We start from the raw sequence: 16,344 nt of genomic DNA on the forward strand, positions 1-16,344 counted from the left end.
AGCGCAGTTTCAAGGCTTCCACTTGTTGTGTTCCTGGCGCCACTGGCTCAACTCGATGACCTCAGCCCTGGGCCGGGTCTGGACCGCTTCAATTGGCGGTGGCGGGGCTTCTTCGAAGGGCATCGGGTAGGGGGCCAGCTCGATGTGCGCGCTGTGGGCGCCAAACTGGGTAATGGTGCCCAAATGGCGGCTTTCACCGGTGACGGTGAATTCGAAGGTGTAGACGCGTGCCAGGCGTCGTCGTCCGCTGGCATCCTTCACGAAACCGATTTTTTTCAGCGCTACGTTGCCGTCCAGCAGCTCGATCTTGAGGTTGGCACAATGCTGCATGACCCTCGCCAAGGCCCGTTCGCGCAAGCCATGGTTGTGCCACAGCCAGGCGCCGCCGGTAGCCAGCAGCATCAGCACGAAAATATTTCCAAGGGTCAGCATGAACGAAGTGCTCCAACAAGTTGCGGTCAGCTTAACTGTGTCGCTGGTCTGTCGTACAGGCTGCGTTTAGTCGCATACTGCGCGGCTTGAATTTCAATCGTTTTACGGAAACTTCCCGCATGAAACGTACACCTCATCTGCTTGCCATCCAGTCTCACGTGGTATTCGGTCACGCTGGCAACAGCGCGGCCGTATTTCCGATGCAGCGGGTCGGGGTGAACGTATGGCCGCTCAACACCGTACAGTTCTCCAACCACACCCAGTACGGGCAGTGGGCCGGCGAAGTGCTCGCGCCAGAGCAGATCCCGGCCTTGGTCGAAGGCATCGCGGCCATCGGTGAGCTGGGTCAATGCGATGCGGTGTTGTCCGGTTACTTGGGCAGCGCTGCCCAGGGGCGGGCGATCCTGACGGGCGTGGCGCGGATCAAGGCTGCCAATCCCAAGGCGCTGTACCTGTGCGACCCGGTCATGGGGCATCCAGAAAAGGGCTGCATCGTGGCACCCGAGGTAAGCGAATTTCTCCTCGAAGAGGCCGCTGCCGTGGCAGACCTCATGTGCCCGAACCAACTGGAGCTCGACAGCTTTTCGGGGCGCAAGGCGCAGTCGTTGCTCGACTGCCTGGCCATGGCCCGGGCGTTGCTGGCCCGTGGGCCGAAGGCGGTCCTGGTCAAGCACCTGGCTTACCCTGGCAAACCCGACGACAGCTTCGAAATGCTGTTGGTGACCGCCGAGGGCAGTTGGCACCTGCGCCGTCCGCTGCTGGCGTTCCCGCGTCAGCCGGTGGGCGTGGGCGACCTGACGTCAGGGTTGTTCCTGGCGCGGATATTGTTGGGCGATAGCCTGGTGGCCGCGTTCGAATTCACCGCCGCAGCGGTGCATGAAGTGCTGCTGGAAACCCAGGCCTGCACGAGCTACGAACTGCAACTGATCCGCGCCCAAGACCGGATCGTCCATCCACGGGTACGGTTCGAGGCTGTGCCGATCAATATGTGATCAAACAGGGCTCACCCAAGTGGGAGCGAGCCCGCTCGCGATAGCGGCGGCGCAGCCGTCGTAAACCGCCTGGCCTTGACCGGTCAGACGATGGAGTCGAGATCCAGCGCGTAGGGTTTACCGACAGCGTACCCGTGAGCGCCGTAGATCAATTCACTGCCGTCATCCAAGGGTGGTGCCATAGCCAGCGGCTCGGCCACTCGGTTTTCCGGGTGGGCCTGCCAGCGAGCCAGGTTGTGTGCCAGTTGTTCGGGGTGTTCCGACAAGCTCCCATAAACATCTTTTTCACTGACCGACGCGGTACGCAGCGTAGCCAGGCGCGCCCGGGTGCTGTGCAGCTTGTCCACCTCACGGATGAGCGCAATGTTGATCGATCTGTCGCTACGACCATTGGGTGCTGCCCGTCCAGCCAGGTAGCGCTCTTCATCGCGCAATTGTTGGGTAATCCGCGTCAGAGCATGATCGATCCACTCATATTCGCGTTTTGTCACCAGTGTGCTTGCGTTGCTGTGCGCTTGCTGCCAGCGGCGCAAGGTCGCCCAGCAAGCGGGAATGTAGCTGGGGAGCATGAAGTGATTGCCGGTCTGGAGGAGTTGGGCCAGTAATGCCGGACGGTGCGGTAGGCCATGTTTATGCTTTAGGGCGACTTCGCAGGCGGCGTGTTGGGTGATGGTGTCGCAATGGGGCATCCAGAGGAAGTCGCTCGGAGGCACAACAATCTGACCACTAACGGCCAGAAGCAGACGCTCATGTACGACCGCTTTCGGGTACATGCTGAAGACATGGCAAATTGCCCTACCACAGGCTAAAGTCAAGAAAGTCGATCAAGAGCATACAGGCCAGGGAAGAAAATGCAGCCAGCAATCAAGTCGTTATCGATTCGTATGCTTCACCATTACCTAGATATAGATCTTCAGTTTTCGGAAGGTTTAAACGTTATTTACGGGAAAAACGGAAAGGGAAAGACGACTGTCCTCCACATTATCGCCAATATCTTAGAGTTAGATTTTTCTCGTTTTTCGCACATTAAATTTCACTCAATTTCTGTTGCAAGTTTCAATGGCGATACATTGGACTTGGCCCAAAGCGACGATGGGTTGATCAGTGCTTGTTTCAATGAGAGAGTAATTGGATTATCAGATGAGGTAAAGTACCCGATTCTAAGCGCGACGGAAGAGGAGATAATTAAAAGTGCATTTGGAGGTAGGCCTGTCTATTTGCCGGCGTACAGATCCATTCTTGAGAAAGTCAAATCTACTAGTAATTCTTATGAGTCCGGCCGATCGTCTGATCACGATGCTATCAAGAGAAAAGAATTGTTCGAAATCACAAAGGAAAACCCATCCTTTATACGCCACCGTGATGAGCAGCGCGCCAACATGGTTGCATTTAAAACCTTACAGTGCCGCGACTGGTTCGGGCCTTTCGTTCCGATTATACGATATCCAGGCCTCGCTGACGTAGTTGACAGTATTAGTGAGGAATTCAATGAAGCGCAAATTAGCTCAAGCCATGCTCAGAGTCAAATGTTGAATTCTATCTTTATTGGAGTTTTCAACTCTATTACATCAAAAGATGAGACTCCCAGCGACGGAGAGGTCGAACCTCTTCTTGAACGCGTAAAAACGGCACTTGACGATACACAAAATAGTGCAAACCTCCACTCTGTTACTGCTTCTCAGCAACTGGCTTATGCAGTACGGCAAGCAAAGTTCGCGGGAGATCAAGATAATAACGCCACCAAGCGAGTTTTAAAGCTTTATGCTGACATGCTTGAGCGTTTGAAGGATGAGAATCAAAGAGTTTTTAAAAAGCTTCGTAGTTTTGAAAGCGCAGTGAATAAGTTTCTCGATGGAAAGCAACTTGAGATATCGCCTCATTTTGCGAGAAATCACAATAGGTGGCGCGAGTATGCATTCGTTCGGACAGATAATAATAGTATTTATCCTTTAACAACATTGTCTTCCGGGGAAAGGCAGATTTTGACAATGCTTTTCACTGCCAGCCGGATGAGTACAGCATCGACTGGCATTTTTCTGATCGACGAACCCGAGTTGTCGCTGCATATTGACTGGCAACGGATTATCCTCGCCAACCTTGAGCAGCAAGCCGCTAATCGTCAAATCATAGCCTGCACTCATTCACCTGAAGTTGGTGCCGACCATCCCGACGCTGTCCAGATCTTCGCTCCGACGGTTAACAAATCTAATGTTTCCTCGGAAGATGATGAGTCTTATCTGGAAGATCTGTCATGAGCAGTTACTCCAGCGTTTCTGCTTACTTACTTGCAGTGAGGCTGCGCTCTAATAAAACGCTTTTGGTGGAAGGCGCAACCGATAAAAAGGTATTATCCCATTTTATATTAAAGAAAAACCACATAGACAACGTTTTTGCTAACTGCTGGATCGACGACGCCTCGTTGATTGATGATAAAGCCCTTGGACCTGTTGGAGCTCGCGAGAAAATAAAAAATATTGCAAGTAGACGCCCTCCTGATAATTTTCGATGCTTAATTGATCGCGAATGGGACGGTTTAAATGCTACAAGTCTTGAATATGATACCGCACTATTTCCCGAAAACACCTTTGTAACCCGAGGCCATTCCATTGAAAACTACTGGTTCACGCCAGGATCTTTTATAAATTTTATCATCCACACTCATCCTACCAATGTAAGTGCAAAATATCTTAGAAAGATTGAGTCGCACTATATCGCTATTTTGCAGTTCTCCGCAGCTTACTCGCTCGCCTGTAAAAATTTGTCAATTGTAGCTCGAGCAAATGAGATGTTGTCGAGTGAAAATATCTCGCTAAATAATTCGACTTTTACCGCTAGCTCTTGCTTAGATAGCAAAATAGCTCTACGTGGTCACCACTGCAATTTATTCGAAACTACTAATTCATTGTTAACTCAGACCAGGCAATTTGAATCTGACAAACTTCAATGGATATGCCATGGTCACCTAGGAGAACAGGCAATTCGCGCATGTATCGGCAAGCTCGCTGAAACTGAAGGCTATGACGCTGCCACTATTGAATCAATTGTGTTTGGCTTCAAAATAGAAAAACTAAAGCTTGATTCAGAACATGTCACTACCCTTCCCGAGGGTAGTGCAACTCCGCTAAACCAAGTATTGAATTGGATTCGCACATAGGGGGGGGCTCTTCGGTGGTTCTAACGAACCAATACGTATAAGCATTAACGTGTCTGTAGAGTGGCCCACTACAGCTGGCAGAAATCAATGACCGCTCTGGGTCGAAAACGGCCACGAGCGAATGGCCGCTTTTGGCCGATTCTGTTGAAAAAGTCGGCTCTTCCAGACCGCTTGCATACTGACCGCTGAAAATGCCTTTTCTGCGCGCCGCTACGCGAAATCTGAGCCTGGAATCCTCTGCTCAATGCAAAGATTTTAATCTCACGCGCGTACTTTTCTACCGTGGAAACCATGGCCGACTTTTTCAACAGAATCGGCCGATTTCTGCCTTTCGCGACTGACCGGGGGCTGTATTGGCTGGCACAGCCTAGGTTGTCTCGATCTGCTCGATTCGGGTTAAGGGCTGTACCCGTGCCGGTCGACTCAATGGGAAGATTGAAAGCCCTAGACTCCTGTAGCCGAGCGTATCCAACAGAATTCATGGCAAATCCTTAATTTCCAGCACTTGACGTGAAATTTTTTTCAGTTCGCCAAGAAAATCTTCATTTGAGCCGGTTTTGCGGATTTTTTCTTGACTCGCAGTACACCCTTAAAGCCTTCGGGTTGAACTCACCGCCAACCCCTGTGGAACGAGCTCGCGAAGGCGGCAGCACATACATACCTGGCCTCAAGATGTACGCGGTCCGTGGCGAGGGAGCTTGCTCCCGCTCGGCGGCGCAGCCGTCGTAGACCAGTTAGAGCGGTCTGTTTGGAGGACTGCGCCGGCCTTTTGGGACTGCTGCGCAGCCCAGCGGGGATAAATCCCCTCGCCACGGGTGGTGTAGCGGCTAGCGTGGGTCGACGTTATCCAGTACGCGGTTCGCCAGCAATGAACTCAGTTCGATCAGTTGCTGGATGCCGAGGGCGATGTGGCGGCGGGAGCCTTCGAGGTCGAAGGCCAGGTTGCTGATCATCGCGTCGGCGGATGCCAGGTTTTCGCTGAGGTTGGCGAGCAGGCATTCGTTGTCGGCGTTTTTTGCCACGGTGAATAGCTGGCCCGGTTTGGATGCGTCTTCCGAGTTTTCCGGTTTTGGTAGGAGGTAGTAATCCAAGGCGCGTTTAGCGGCTTCGTCGTGTTGTCTGTTTTTGCTACTGGAATGGTTAGAAGTTTTGTCTGTTTCTGGAGGATTTGGAGTTACCTTGAACATATGCATTTTTCCCTCTAGTAGGCCGCAACCATCTCGCTACTAAACGAAGGGGTGGCAGCTGTGCGCAAGTTAGTAGACCGGTGGAAAATACATAAAAGCCCGGCGCGCCCGAAGGCGCCATGCGCACAGCCACCATCAAGTGCAGGCAACGCCTGACTGATGAGACTCATGCAACCATTATGTATTTCCAACCAGGGCTACTAAACCCGACCACTGATGGGCAGTGGCAGGGAAACGATAGAACCCGGGAGCAAGGCGCACAAGCGGGCGGATTCTGGCGTAGTTGTAGGCAATGGCGCAAGGATTCGTAGCTGGGTGGAAGCGTTGTGGAGGGAGAATAAACAAGCCTTCGTAATACTCAGGATTCGCGGCTAGGGAGCTTGCTCCCGCTCGGTCGCGCAGTGGTTTTTCTGTAGGAATGCGCCGATCTTTTTGGGGCTGCTGCGCAGCCCAGCGGGGATAAATCCCCTCGCCACGGGTGGTGTAGCGGTTAGCGTGGGTGGACGTTATCCAGCACTCGGTTCGCCAGCAATGAACTCACATTTTTTGGTATAGCTAGGCGCGATCAATAAAGAAGCGTCGAGGCAGTTCAGCTCGACGCTTCGTTCTGTTCCTCTGTCCTTTGGCTACCCGTGCGCAGCGGGCGATATCGACAGGCCCACGATGCGCTATCGATCCAAGGACAGGCTGTACAGTCCCGGGCCTTTCCCAAGTCCTTCCAACGCTTTCTGAAGGTTGGCAAGGTCCTGCCTTGCTTTGTCTTTTTCTGTCGTGTTGGCCCCACCACTGTCCAAAACTGCCTGTGCTTGGTCCATCTTGAGTTTTGTATTTTTCATCAAGGCATCTCGGGCTTCAGCCTGGGTGCGCATTACCTTGATGCACCAATCCGCGAAATTTTTCTGGCCTTCATTCGGGTTCGGCAGCAAAAGAGCCGACATGCACAGTTGCTGTTCATCATCGGCGAGCACGATGTTATTGACGATGCCTTCGACTGTTTTCGCTATTTGTTGAATGTGGGCATCCGATCGTTGGCTGCCCATGCCCGAGGTTTCTATTTTTACCTTTACTTCGCCATCCGCAATCACACCTTTTGTTTCGGCTATTGCGCTGTCGATAACGTTTCTATCGTCTTTCAGGTTTTTGATTTTTTCCGCTAGGCCCGCAGCGGTCTGATCCAGTTCCGAAGTGTCAGCGTTGGCATTGGCTTTTTTGGCATCACTGATTTTTTTGTCTACTGCCGTTTTTTCGGTTTCCAGGGCGGTAATTCTATCGCTGACCTTCTCTCGCTCAGCTCTCTGTTCGGACAGTGATTTTGTCGCTTCAGCCCGGCCACTTGTCGTGAGGGCTATGGGAGGGGCTTTGATCGCTCCGGTCAGCTGTTCAATTGCCAGGAGGGCGACCGTATTCTTTTGGAATCGCCTCATGAGAAGGTCATATTGAGGGGCGCTTATCGCGCCAGACAGGTAGCTTTCACACAAGCGATAGCCGAAATCCCGGAGCAATTGGATGCTCTGTGTGCGTATGCCCGTGAATGCGGCCCCGTCCTGCATGGCGAACGCCAATTCACCGCTTGCCTTCTCTGGGTAACCCCCTTTTGCCGCCAGCTCATAAGCAAGGGAAGCCATTGCGTCGGGGCTTGGTTCTGCGCAAACGAACACCCCGTTCTTTCTGTACTCCTGCGAAACGAGCTTTCCGGTCGCGTCGTATTTTTTGGTGATGTTCTCATTGGGGGCTACCAGTATGGCTCGCTGTCGGATATCGCTCATGGAGCTTTCCCCACGGGAGACATCGAATGTCCGGTAGATACTGTTCAGGTTGGCGCATCCGGCGATAGACACAACGATCAAACCTAACAAAGTCCCCTTCATGGCGCATGGCTCCCTTTGCATGGCGCTGATGGCACTTTGGTATAGCTCATGGAATCACTGTCTGCGACCAAACCCGGAAAAGATTTTTGACGTGACCGCTCGTGTAGGATTTTTCCAACGACCTGTTAGTTCTTACAGGTGACGCCTTGCCAAACAGGTTGTTAAATCAAGTCTCGAAGAGCGCTGCTTGGCGAGCTTCCTCAATCTGATCAAGGACACCGAAAATGGACATCAAAAGATGGTTCCACCTCGTCGTCTTGCTCTTTGCGTTTGCTCTGCAATCAACGAACGCCGATACAACGGTAGCCGCCTCAGAGGTGAAGGTCACCGCAGTTGCCGCTCAGGCTCAAGGCGCAACGCCTGCGGCTCCCGTCACGATACAGATCAGGAATAACACTACGGTGCCCATCAAAGTCCAAGAAGGTGAGGGCCCTCCGCCCGAAATACTTGAGCCAAAAGAGAATTTTGGAAGCCAGCGTTTTCCTGGATACGAGCTCTCGGTCCATATTCCGGAAAACAACAAGATCAGTCTCATAAGAGTCTTCGGGCAGGGTGATGAATGCCGTTACCCCATTTGCATAATGGTCTATTAACCCGCGCACTGGCGCTGGATCGGCGTTAGGAGAGCTTGCGGGATTAGGCATGTTCCTGCCCAGCGGGAGCACGCTCCCTCGCCACGGGGTTTGCGTTTCGGAGCAAATCCTGTGGCGCTCTCTGATTTATTCCTCGTCCAAATCTTCCTCATCGTTCAGCCCTTGAACGAAGCGGAGGAAGTTCGAGCAGATCAGTTTTTCGGATTGAGCCTGATTCTCTTCAGGGCTGAGATCGCTATCGAAGCTATCAGTCGTGAAATAGCTAACAGCTTCGGTATCAAGGTTCAGGCAAAAGAAGTTGCCACCCCAGTCATTTGCGAAAGGTAATAGGTGCGCAGGAAGTACCTGCTTCTTCAGCATCAACTGGTAGGTGGATAGCACCGTGGAGTCACCGCCAGCAATTGGCTTGAAGGCAGCCACTTCCAGTGGCTCGTCGAAATCATCGCCGACCCAGTAGGTGCGCTCCGGTACGCCACCGTTGTACTTGAGGTAATGGTTTCTAAAGGGCGTGGGTAGCTTCTTGCCAATAGCGGACTCCAAGAGATCCAAGTCCGCTTGCGTGATGGCTGCTTTGGCATTTGAGAATGTATTTTCAAGCATCGTTAATCTCCGTTTATGAGCAGCGCCCAGCTTTGGCTTTAGGGATCTTGTTGGCCAGCCAACCTTTTTTGGAGGCCGCAAGGACTGACTCAGGGCTCTCGTACTTAACCTTGAAGTGTTTTTCATATTGTGCGACTGAACCGCCATGCGGGAACGTAGCCTCATGTGCGGTCGTTTTAACGAGCTGCATCGTGGTTGTCCCGGTTTTGGGGTTGAAGTCATCAACGTGGTGCCAGGTGTAGTCCGTCGCTGCTTTCTTAGAGATACCGGCCTCTTTGAAGGCCTGCGTGAAGTCGCGTCCCCTTGAGCCTTGCATCTTGATGGTCACGATATTCTTTTGTGAGCCCGTTATCGGGAACAGGTCACTGCTTCCAGTGAAGTCCACCCCTGCAAACGCCCAGCCCCATGGATCCGCCCAACCGATAGGGTTCGGAGCGTATTGGTAAAGATTGAGCCCACCTTCCAACCCAATCGGATCCGGCGTAGTAAACCGCCCCACATCCGGATCATAAAACCTGAACGTATTGAAATGCAGCCCGGTTTCCCGGTCCAGGTATTGCCCCTGGAACCGCAGGTTCTGCTCTTCGATGTAATACGGCTCGCGCACTTCTTCCAGCGTGTTGCCCCACACTCGATACGTGGCCTGCCACACATTGTGCCCATCGGCTTCGGTGAGTTGTTCCGGCAGGCCGTTGAGGTCGTTGTGGTAGTAGCGGATCTTTTGCAGCGGGCCACTGCCGTCGACGCGGGCCAGGGGTTCGTAGCCGTCGTCTTCGTAGAGGTACAGGCTGGTTTGCTGGTGACGGTGTTCCTGCAACAGGCGCAGGCCGTCCCAGGTGAAACGCGTTTCGCCCAGCGGGTAGCCGTGGTTGTCGTGTTCGGTTTTTTCGATGCGTCGGCCCAGCGGGTCGTAGGCCATTTTCACCACGCTGCCGTCGTCGTTACGTACTTCGATCAAGCGGCTCTCGGCGTCATAGGCGAAGTGTTGCACGCCACGTTTGGCGCTGCGTTTTTCGATCATCCGGCCGAAGGCGTCGTAGCGGTAGCGTTTGTCCTGGTAGGTCAGCAGTTTGTTGTGCACCACCAGCCCGGCCCCAGGGGCCGGGCCGTCCAGCAGGTTGGCGGCGGCGTCGTAGGTGAAGGTCTCGCGCTGGCCGTGCAGGCTGTCCTGGCTGGCGATGATGCGGCCGGTGGCGTCGTAGTGCAGGAGCTGGCGCTGTTGTGCGGCGGGTTGCTGGTCGAGTTTGCCGATGAGGTGGTCAGCGGGGTCGTACTCGAAGTGTTTTTGCACCGCCGCCGGCAGCAGCGAGGGTTGGCCGCTGTGCCGGCGTTGTCGCGCGCGCAGGCGGCCGCTGCGGTCGTATTCGCTGCGGGTGCTGATCTGCCCTTGGGTGCGCAGCACTTCGCGGTGCAGGCGGTCGCGTTCGAAGTCGCTGATGACCTGGCCGTCGAGGTTGATCTGGTGCAGGTGGCCGCTGCCGTAATACAGGCGGTTGACCCAGCGGCCATCGGGCAGTTGGGTCTGGATCAGGTTGCCGAGTTCGTCGTAGTGGTGTTGCAGGCTGCCGGCGGCGCTGTTTTCGGCGAGCAACTGGCCGAGGGCATCGTAGGCGAAGCTCAGGGTTTGCGCGTTGCCCTGCAGGTCGGTGAAGGTGACGGTGATGAGTTGGTCCAGCGGGTCGTAGGTGTACTCGGTGCGGCCATCGTCGGTGGTTTTGGCGATCAGCCGGCCCGCGGCGTCGCGTTCCAGGCGATGGAAGATGGGGGCCAGCGGCGCTTCAGGAATGATCGCCAGGCCCGTGCCGTACGGTGCCGGAAGTGCCGTCACCGCCGCGACGTTGTCGAGGCGGTCGTAGTTGTAGCGCTTGGCGCTGCCATCCAGGTCTTGTTGTTCGGCCAGCCGATCCCCGGCATCCCAGGCGAACCGGTAGCTTTCGCCATTCTCGTTGGTCAGCGCTTGCAGGCGGCCGAAGCTGTCGTAGGCGAACTGCACTTGCCGGCCCTGGGCGTCGGTGCGTTGACGAACCTGGCCGCGGCGGTTGTGTTGGTAGAGCGTGGTGTGCCCGGCCGGGTCGGTGTAGCCAGTGAGTTGGCCGGCGATGTCGCGCTGATAGTGCTCGGTGCGGCCGTCCGGCAGTTGGCTGCTGAGCAAGCGCCCCTGGGCGTCGTAGCTGAACTGGGTGCGTTCGCCGAGGGCGTCGGTGATGGTTTGCAGATAACCGCGCGCGTCGTAGCTGAAGCGGGTCGGGTAACCCGAGCAATCGACGTGTTCCACTAATTGGCCGAACGGGTTCCAGCGCAGCTTCTTGCTCTTGCCGGTGGCGTCGATGATCTCCACGACCTGGCCGTGGGTGTCGTAGCGGTAGCGGGTGACATGCCCCAGCGGATCGGTTTCGGCGATGCAGTTGCCGCGTTGATCGTAGCGGTACTTCCAGCTATTGCCGGCGGCGTCGGTGTCCACCAGCGGCAGGGCCCAGTGTTCGAGCCAGAGGGTGGATTCGCTGCGGCCCAACGGGTCGGTTTCGCTGATGAGGTTGCCGGCTTCGTCGTAGCTGAATTGGAACTGGCCGCCCTGTGGATCGGTGGCGCTGAGTAACTGGCGCTCATCGTTCCATTCGAACAACCAGGTCTGGCCGAGGTTGTCGCTGAATTGGGTGATCTGGTGCTGGCTGTTCCAGTGCCGGATGCTGACCCGTTGCAGGCTGTCGCTGATGCGGGTGATGCCGGCCTTGAGGTCATAGTCGAACTGGTAGGCGTCGCCTTCGTCAGTCCAGTGCCGCACCACGCGCCATTCCTGGTCTTCGATCAGCGCCCATTCGTAGAAGCAGCGCAGGCCGGTGGGCAACTGATGCTCGACCATCCGTTGCCCGGCGTCATAGCTGAAGCGCCGTTGTACCTGGCCGGTGGCATCGCGTACTTCGGTAAGGCTGTTCGCCGCGTCGTAGGCGTAGCTGACCAGCACTTCCCGCGTCTGGTCGGGGTAGAGGCGTTCAATCTGGGTGACGCGCTCGCCTTCGCGAATCAGCTCGACGTGCACCAGGTCGAAAGTGTCGCGTAGCCGCACCAGGCGTCCGGCGTCGTCGTAGTCGAGGTGGATGCGGTTGTCGTTGCGGTCACCCAGTTGGCTCAGGCGCAGGTGGGATGGGTTGGCTGGCGAAGGTTCGAACAAACGGTACAGGCCGTTTTCGCTTTCGATCAACAATTGCCCGTTCACATGGCGGCGCACGGCCAGGCCTTCGCCGGCGCTGAACACCGCGCCGCCCAAGGGGATGGAACCCATGTCGATAGGGCGGCCCTGTTCGTCGGTGTAGACCAGGGTTTCACCGCCGTCGGGGTGGGGCAGGATTTGCACCTGGACTTCGTAGGCGACGCTCCAGCCGGCGCCGAACAGGCTGTCGCGGCGCTCGTCGCGGCTGTTGTAGACGCGCTGCCAGTCAATCGGCAGGATGCCGGGCAAGACGAAATCCAGCTCTTCATCACCGCCCAGCACTTTGGCGCCCGTGGCGGCATGCACCGGGTTCGACGAACCCATGGCAGCATTGGCGGCCGCGTTCGCCGCGCTGCTGGCGGCCATGGATACCGCGCCGCCCACCAGCATGCACGGCAGTTTGCTGAAGAACTTGCCTTTGCCGCCCTTGAGCATCAGCAGCGCCGTGACCGCCAGGCCCACGCCCGGGGTCTTGCCGCTGCGGATCTCGCGCACCACCACCGAACCGCCGCCAATGGTCACGTTGGACGAAATCAACCCGGACGACACCACCGTCGCATCGCAGGTGCTGCGGTCGCCGCTGCGCACGGCGGGCTGGCCGTTGATGGTGACTTTGTCCGAGCCTTCGGCCATGAACTGCGGTGGCATCGGTGGGTGCTTGGTGCAGATGACCAGGTCTTCCGGCCGGGTTTCCGTACCGGGGGCGGGCGAGGCGACAGTAGGGCGCCACATCTGCGAAAAGAAATTCCCGGCCATGTCCAGGTAGCTAGGCTCTTCTTCCGGCTCGGGCATTTCCAGTTCGGTGCCGGCCGGCGCGACATGGGAAACAACCGCTCCAGCGGCGCGGGCCGAGGGGATGTTGTTGGTAAAGGTGTCCTTGGAGCCGGTGAGGATGTTGGCCTGCACCGTGGGCGGAAAGAGGGCGTTGCCGATGCCCTCGCATAAATTGCTCAGGCCTTTGTCGGCCCCGGTCTTGCTCATGGCCAGGCCGACGACGGTGCCCACCACCAGGCCCAGGACGAAGCAGCCCAGGCCGCCGGTGACGACGGTGATGCCCGTGGCCGCGACCACGGCGGCGGTCGCCAGGGCGGTGATCGCGATGTTGGCCGCCACCTCCAATACGCCGCCAAGGATGTCGGCCATCATCGAGGTGTGGTTCAGTGCATCGCCCAGGCGGGCGGCCCAGAGCGCGTCAGACATGCAGGGTGCTCAGGTGGTTGATGACCGTGTGTTCAAGCAATTTGATGCCTTCCATTGCGCCTGTTGTCCTTGTGGGTTACGGCATGCTCGTTAATGCCATTTTCAGGCGCTTGATCCGCTTCGGTTTGTCCCTGTGGGAGCGATGATGCCTTCCACTTCCTTGGCGCCACCAAACCCCCTGTGGGAGCGAGCCTGCTCGCGATGACGTCTGACCAGTCAACATCACTAGCGTCTGACCCACCGCTATCGCGAGCAGGCTCGCTCCCACATTTTGATCGATGGTGCCTTCCACTTCCTTGACGCCACCAAATCCCTGTGGGAGCGAGCCTGCTCGCGATGGGGCCCTTTCAGTCAACCTCATCAGTGCCTGACCCACCGCTGTCGCGAGCAGGCTCGCTCCCACATTTTGATCGATGGTGCCTTCCACTTCCTTGACGCCACCAAACCCCCTGTGGGAGCGAGCCTGCTCGCGATGGGGCTCTTTCAGTCAACCTCATCAGTGCCTGACCCACCGCTATCGCGAGCAGGCTCGCTCCCACAGGGATGGGGTGTCAGGCCGGAGTGTCGAACACCAGCGACCCCTTGATCGTCGCCCAATGCGCCGCTTCGGCATCGCCCAGTTTCTCGGCTTTCACATAGCTCAGGGCAAGCATCTTGCGAGTGCCGGGCAGTACCAGCGCGAGCTGATACTGGAAAACCTTTTCGTTGCCCTTGTTGAACTGGCTGCGCAATTCGATGGCTTCGACTTCCTGGTTGGCACCCACGCGTACGGTCGCGCCCGGTTGGCAGCGCAGTTGCTGGACCTGTTTTTCCAGGCGCTTGAGCTGGTCGTCGAGATTGCTTTGCAGGGTTTCGCCCTCGGTCAGCAGGCTGCGGCTGACGATCAAGGAGGTGCCCAGCTCAGGGAACTTGAGAATGTTGATCGTCGCGTCCAGCAACTCGCTTGGCGGCAGCTGGAGCTGGAATTCATTGAGACGGTAAGTCATGGCGCATAAATCTCGAAGTTAGCCCTTGGGGAACGCGGCGCTGATGTTGGCGTCGATACTGCCCTTGACGCCTTGGCCGTCCGGCGTGGCACCGGGGCCGCCACCGTTGTTCAGATGCAGCACGCCGCCGGTGTTGAACTCGGCATCGCCGCTGGCGTAGAAGCTGATCTGCACGCCGGTCAGGTTGATCTGGCCGCTGGCGTTGAGCTCCAGGATGCTTTCACCGCACACCAGGCGCAGGTTCTCGCCCACTTCGATGACGTAGCTCTGGCTGATGCTGTCGGTCTTGCGCTGGCCCACCGAGAGAATGTCCTCCTGCTTGACGATGCGCAGGCGGTTGTTGCCGATGGTCACCGTCTCGTTGTGGCCGATGCACTTGTTGCGGTCATGGCCGACCGAGTGGCTTTCATCGACCTCGACCACGATGTCCTGGTTACGCTCGGCATGGATGTACAACTGCTCGGCGCCTTTCTTGTCTTCCATGCGGATTTCATTGAAGTTCGCCGGCGTGCCGCCCTTGCTCGAACGGCTTTTCATGCCGCTCTGGGTCGCGTTTTCCGGCAGGTCGTAGGGCACGGTCTGCTCGGCGTTGTAGACGCGACCGGTGATGATGGGCCGGTCCGGGTCGCCTTCGAGGAAGCTGACGATGACTTCCTGGCCGATGCGCGGGATCTGCATCGAGCCCCAATTCTTGCCGGCCCACGCCTGCGACACACGAATCCAGCACGAGCTGTTTTCGTTGGACTGGTCGTGCCGGTCCCAGTAGAAATGCACCTTCACCCGGCCAAACTGATCGGTCCAGATTTCTTCACCCTTGGGGCCGACCACCAGCGCAGTCTGCGGGCCTTTGACGATAGGGCGGTGGGTGGTCGCCAACGGGCGATAGCTTTGCTGGGCATCGATGCAGGTCAGGCTGCTTTCGAACTGTGCGGTCGGCGCGCCGCCGTTGGTTTCGCCGCTTTCCTGGGAAATGTAGTAGCGGGCGCCGACGATCAGGTATTCGCGGTTCTGGTCCTGGCGGCTGAAGCCGGTAAGCGTGAACAGATGCCCCGAGCCCAAGCCCCGGGCATTGCCGGCAAGTTCCACCTGTTCGTGGAGGGTCTGCAAGGCTTCGATACGAGTGCGGGCGTAGTGTTCGCCGTCGGCGCTTTGCACGTAGGTGCCGGGGTAGTCGTACAGCGGATAATCGCCGGCGGTGTGCGGGCGGGGCATGGCCGAGCGCACGTCGATGCGTGCGCTGGGGCGCTGGAAATCGTAGTCGTTGAGCTCCAATGAGCCGGGCTGGACTTCCTGGGCCAGGTGCCAGTCGTGGATGTGGTCGCGTTCGCGCTGCTGCTCGTTCTTCGGGTAGTAGGGCACCGCGTCGTAGCCGGGGGCCGTGGTGTGGGCGCCGTAGGCGTCGGCCAGCACCAGCACATGCCGGCCCTGTTCATGGCGGAAGAAGTAGTAGATGCCTTCCTGCTCCATCAGGCGGCTGACGAAGTCGAAGCTGGTCTCGCGATACTGCACGCAGTATTCCCACTCGCGGTAGGACTGGCTCAAGGCGTCTTCGAAATCGGAAAAGCCCAGGTCGCGGAACACCTGCTTGATGATCTGCGGGATGGTCAGGTTCTGGAAAATCCGGCAATCGGAAGTGCGGGTCAGCAACCACAACCATGGGCGCAGGGTGGCCTGGTAGCTGGCGAACTGGCCCTGGTCGACGTTCTGGCTGCAGCGGGCGACGATGCCATGGAAGTGCCGCTCGCCACCGCCATCAAGTTGCAGGCTCACGCACATGGGCTTGCCGAGCAGCTGGTTGAGGTCGATGGCGTTGTCCAGCGAATGCAGCTGCAACTCGTAGTTGAACAGCCTTCCTAATTCTTCACCGCCGCCCATGTCCTTGAGCAACAGCACCTCGGGTCCCAGGGGGCTGGTGATCTTGGCCAGGCGTGTGGCTTGGTTGAATAGCATCGGTTGTCCTTATCGCTGCCGCAGTCCATTTGACGCTGCGCAAGATTGCCGGCTTTTGACGTTGAAGATCAAGCGATCACGCCCTTTGACAGCGCGTGCACAGGCATGAAATCGCCAGAGTAGTGACGCTGATCGCATAATGTAGTTCGTTACTTGGGGCAGAGGAACCCGGTT

General features: G+C 57.1%; 12 protein-coding genes. 4 read left to right on the forward strand and 8 right to left on the reverse strand.

Annotation, left to right across the window (positions count from 1 at the left end; all coding sequences use genetic code 11):
• Window positions 1–9: 9 nt before the first annotated feature.
• Window positions 10–432 carry a DUF3301 domain-containing protein gene (locus tag AC30D9_RS07950; RefSeq protein ID WP_116833775.1) on the reverse strand — a complete coding sequence of 141 codons (423 nt, stop codon included), beginning with the start codon at window positions 430–432 and terminating at the stop codon, window positions 10–12.
• Between the two features lie 119 nt (window positions 433–551).
• On the opposite strand from AC30D9_RS07950, the gene pdxY reads away from it, so the two are divergent.
• The gene (pdxY, locus tag AC30D9_RS07955; protein WP_134926504.1) at window positions 552–1,424 is read left to right on the forward strand and encodes a pyridoxal kinase PdxY; all 873 of its coding nucleotides are present in this window, start codon (window positions 552–554) and stop codon (window positions 1,422–1,424) included.
• 83 nt (window positions 1,425–1,507) lie between these two features.
• On the opposite strand, the gene AC30D9_RS07960 is transcribed toward pdxY, so the two are convergent.
• Window positions 1,508–2,113 carry a hypothetical protein gene (locus tag AC30D9_RS07960; RefSeq protein ID WP_490143842.1) on the reverse strand — a complete coding sequence of 202 codons (606 nt, stop codon included), beginning with the start codon at window positions 2,111–2,113 and terminating at the stop codon, window positions 1,508–1,510.
• Window positions 2,114–2,275: 162 nt separating this feature from the next.
• Between AC30D9_RS07960 and AC30D9_RS07965 the strand changes: the two genes are divergently transcribed.
• Both AC30D9_RS07965 and AC30D9_RS07970 read left to right on the forward strand, forming a co-directional pair.
• A complete protein-coding gene (locus AC30D9_RS07965) occupies window positions 2,276–3,679 on the forward strand; it encodes an AAA family ATPase (RefSeq protein WP_490143843.1) in 1,404 nt (467 codons plus the stop codon).
• Window positions 3,676–4,578 (forward strand): hypothetical protein, encoded by a 903-nt coding sequence (locus AC30D9_RS07970; protein ID WP_490143844.1) that lies wholly within the window; start codon window positions 3,676–3,678, stop codon window positions 4,576–4,578. Before AC30D9_RS07965 ends, AC30D9_RS07970 begins: the two co-directional genes overlap by 4 nt.
• A gap of 827 nt (window positions 4,579–5,405) precedes the next feature.
• Here the strand turns inward: AC30D9_RS07970 and AC30D9_RS07975 are convergent.
• Both AC30D9_RS07975 and AC30D9_RS07980 read right to left on the reverse strand, forming a co-directional pair.
• A complete protein-coding gene (locus tag AC30D9_RS07975) occupies window positions 5,406–5,765 on the reverse strand; it encodes a DUF6124 family protein (RefSeq protein ID WP_490143989.1) in 360 nt (119 codons plus the stop codon).
• Between the two features lie 668 nt (window positions 5,766–6,433).
• The gene (locus AC30D9_RS07980) at window positions 6,434–7,633 is read right to left on the reverse strand and encodes a hypothetical protein (protein ID WP_307572839.1); all 1,200 of its coding nucleotides are present in this window, start codon (window positions 7,631–7,633) and stop codon (window positions 6,434–6,436) included.
• A 224-nt stretch (window positions 7,634–7,857) separates the two neighbouring features.
• Here AC30D9_RS07980 and AC30D9_RS07985 point away from each other — a divergent pair, with 224 nt between their 5' ends.
• On the forward strand, window positions 7,858–8,226 hold the full coding sequence (locus tag AC30D9_RS07985) for a hypothetical protein (RefSeq protein WP_307572837.1): 369 nt from the start codon (window positions 7,858–7,860) through the stop codon (window positions 8,224–8,226).
• 126 nt (window positions 8,227–8,352) lie between these two features.
• Here the strand turns inward: AC30D9_RS07985 and AC30D9_RS07990 are convergent, their stop codons facing one another.
• The 4 genes from AC30D9_RS07990 to AC30D9_RS08005 all read right to left on the reverse strand — a co-directional run bounded on the left by AC30D9_RS07990 (window position 8,353) and on the right by AC30D9_RS08005 (window position 16,170).
• On the reverse strand, window positions 8,353–8,826 hold the full coding sequence (locus AC30D9_RS07990; protein WP_490143845.1) for an SMI1/KNR4 family protein: 474 nt from the start codon (window positions 8,824–8,826) through the stop codon (window positions 8,353–8,355).
• Between the two features lie 13 nt (window positions 8,827–8,839).
• Entirely contained in the window at window positions 8,840–13,234 is a 4,395-nt protein-coding gene (locus AC30D9_RS07995) for an RHS repeat-associated core domain-containing protein (RefSeq protein ID WP_490143846.1), read from the reverse strand.
• Between the two features lie 551 nt (window positions 13,235–13,785).
• A complete protein-coding gene (locus AC30D9_RS08000) occupies window positions 13,786–14,220 on the reverse strand; it encodes a DcrB-related protein (RefSeq protein ID WP_186729956.1) in 435 nt (144 codons plus the stop codon).
• An 18-nt stretch (window positions 14,221–14,238) separates the two neighbouring features.
• A complete protein-coding gene (locus tag AC30D9_RS08005; RefSeq protein WP_490143847.1) occupies window positions 14,239–16,170 on the reverse strand; it encodes a type VI secretion system Vgr family protein in 1,932 nt (643 codons plus the stop codon).
• Window positions 16,171–16,344: the final 174 nt, after the last annotated feature.

It is taken from the genome of Pseudomonas sp. DF11 (assembly GCF_058148565.1).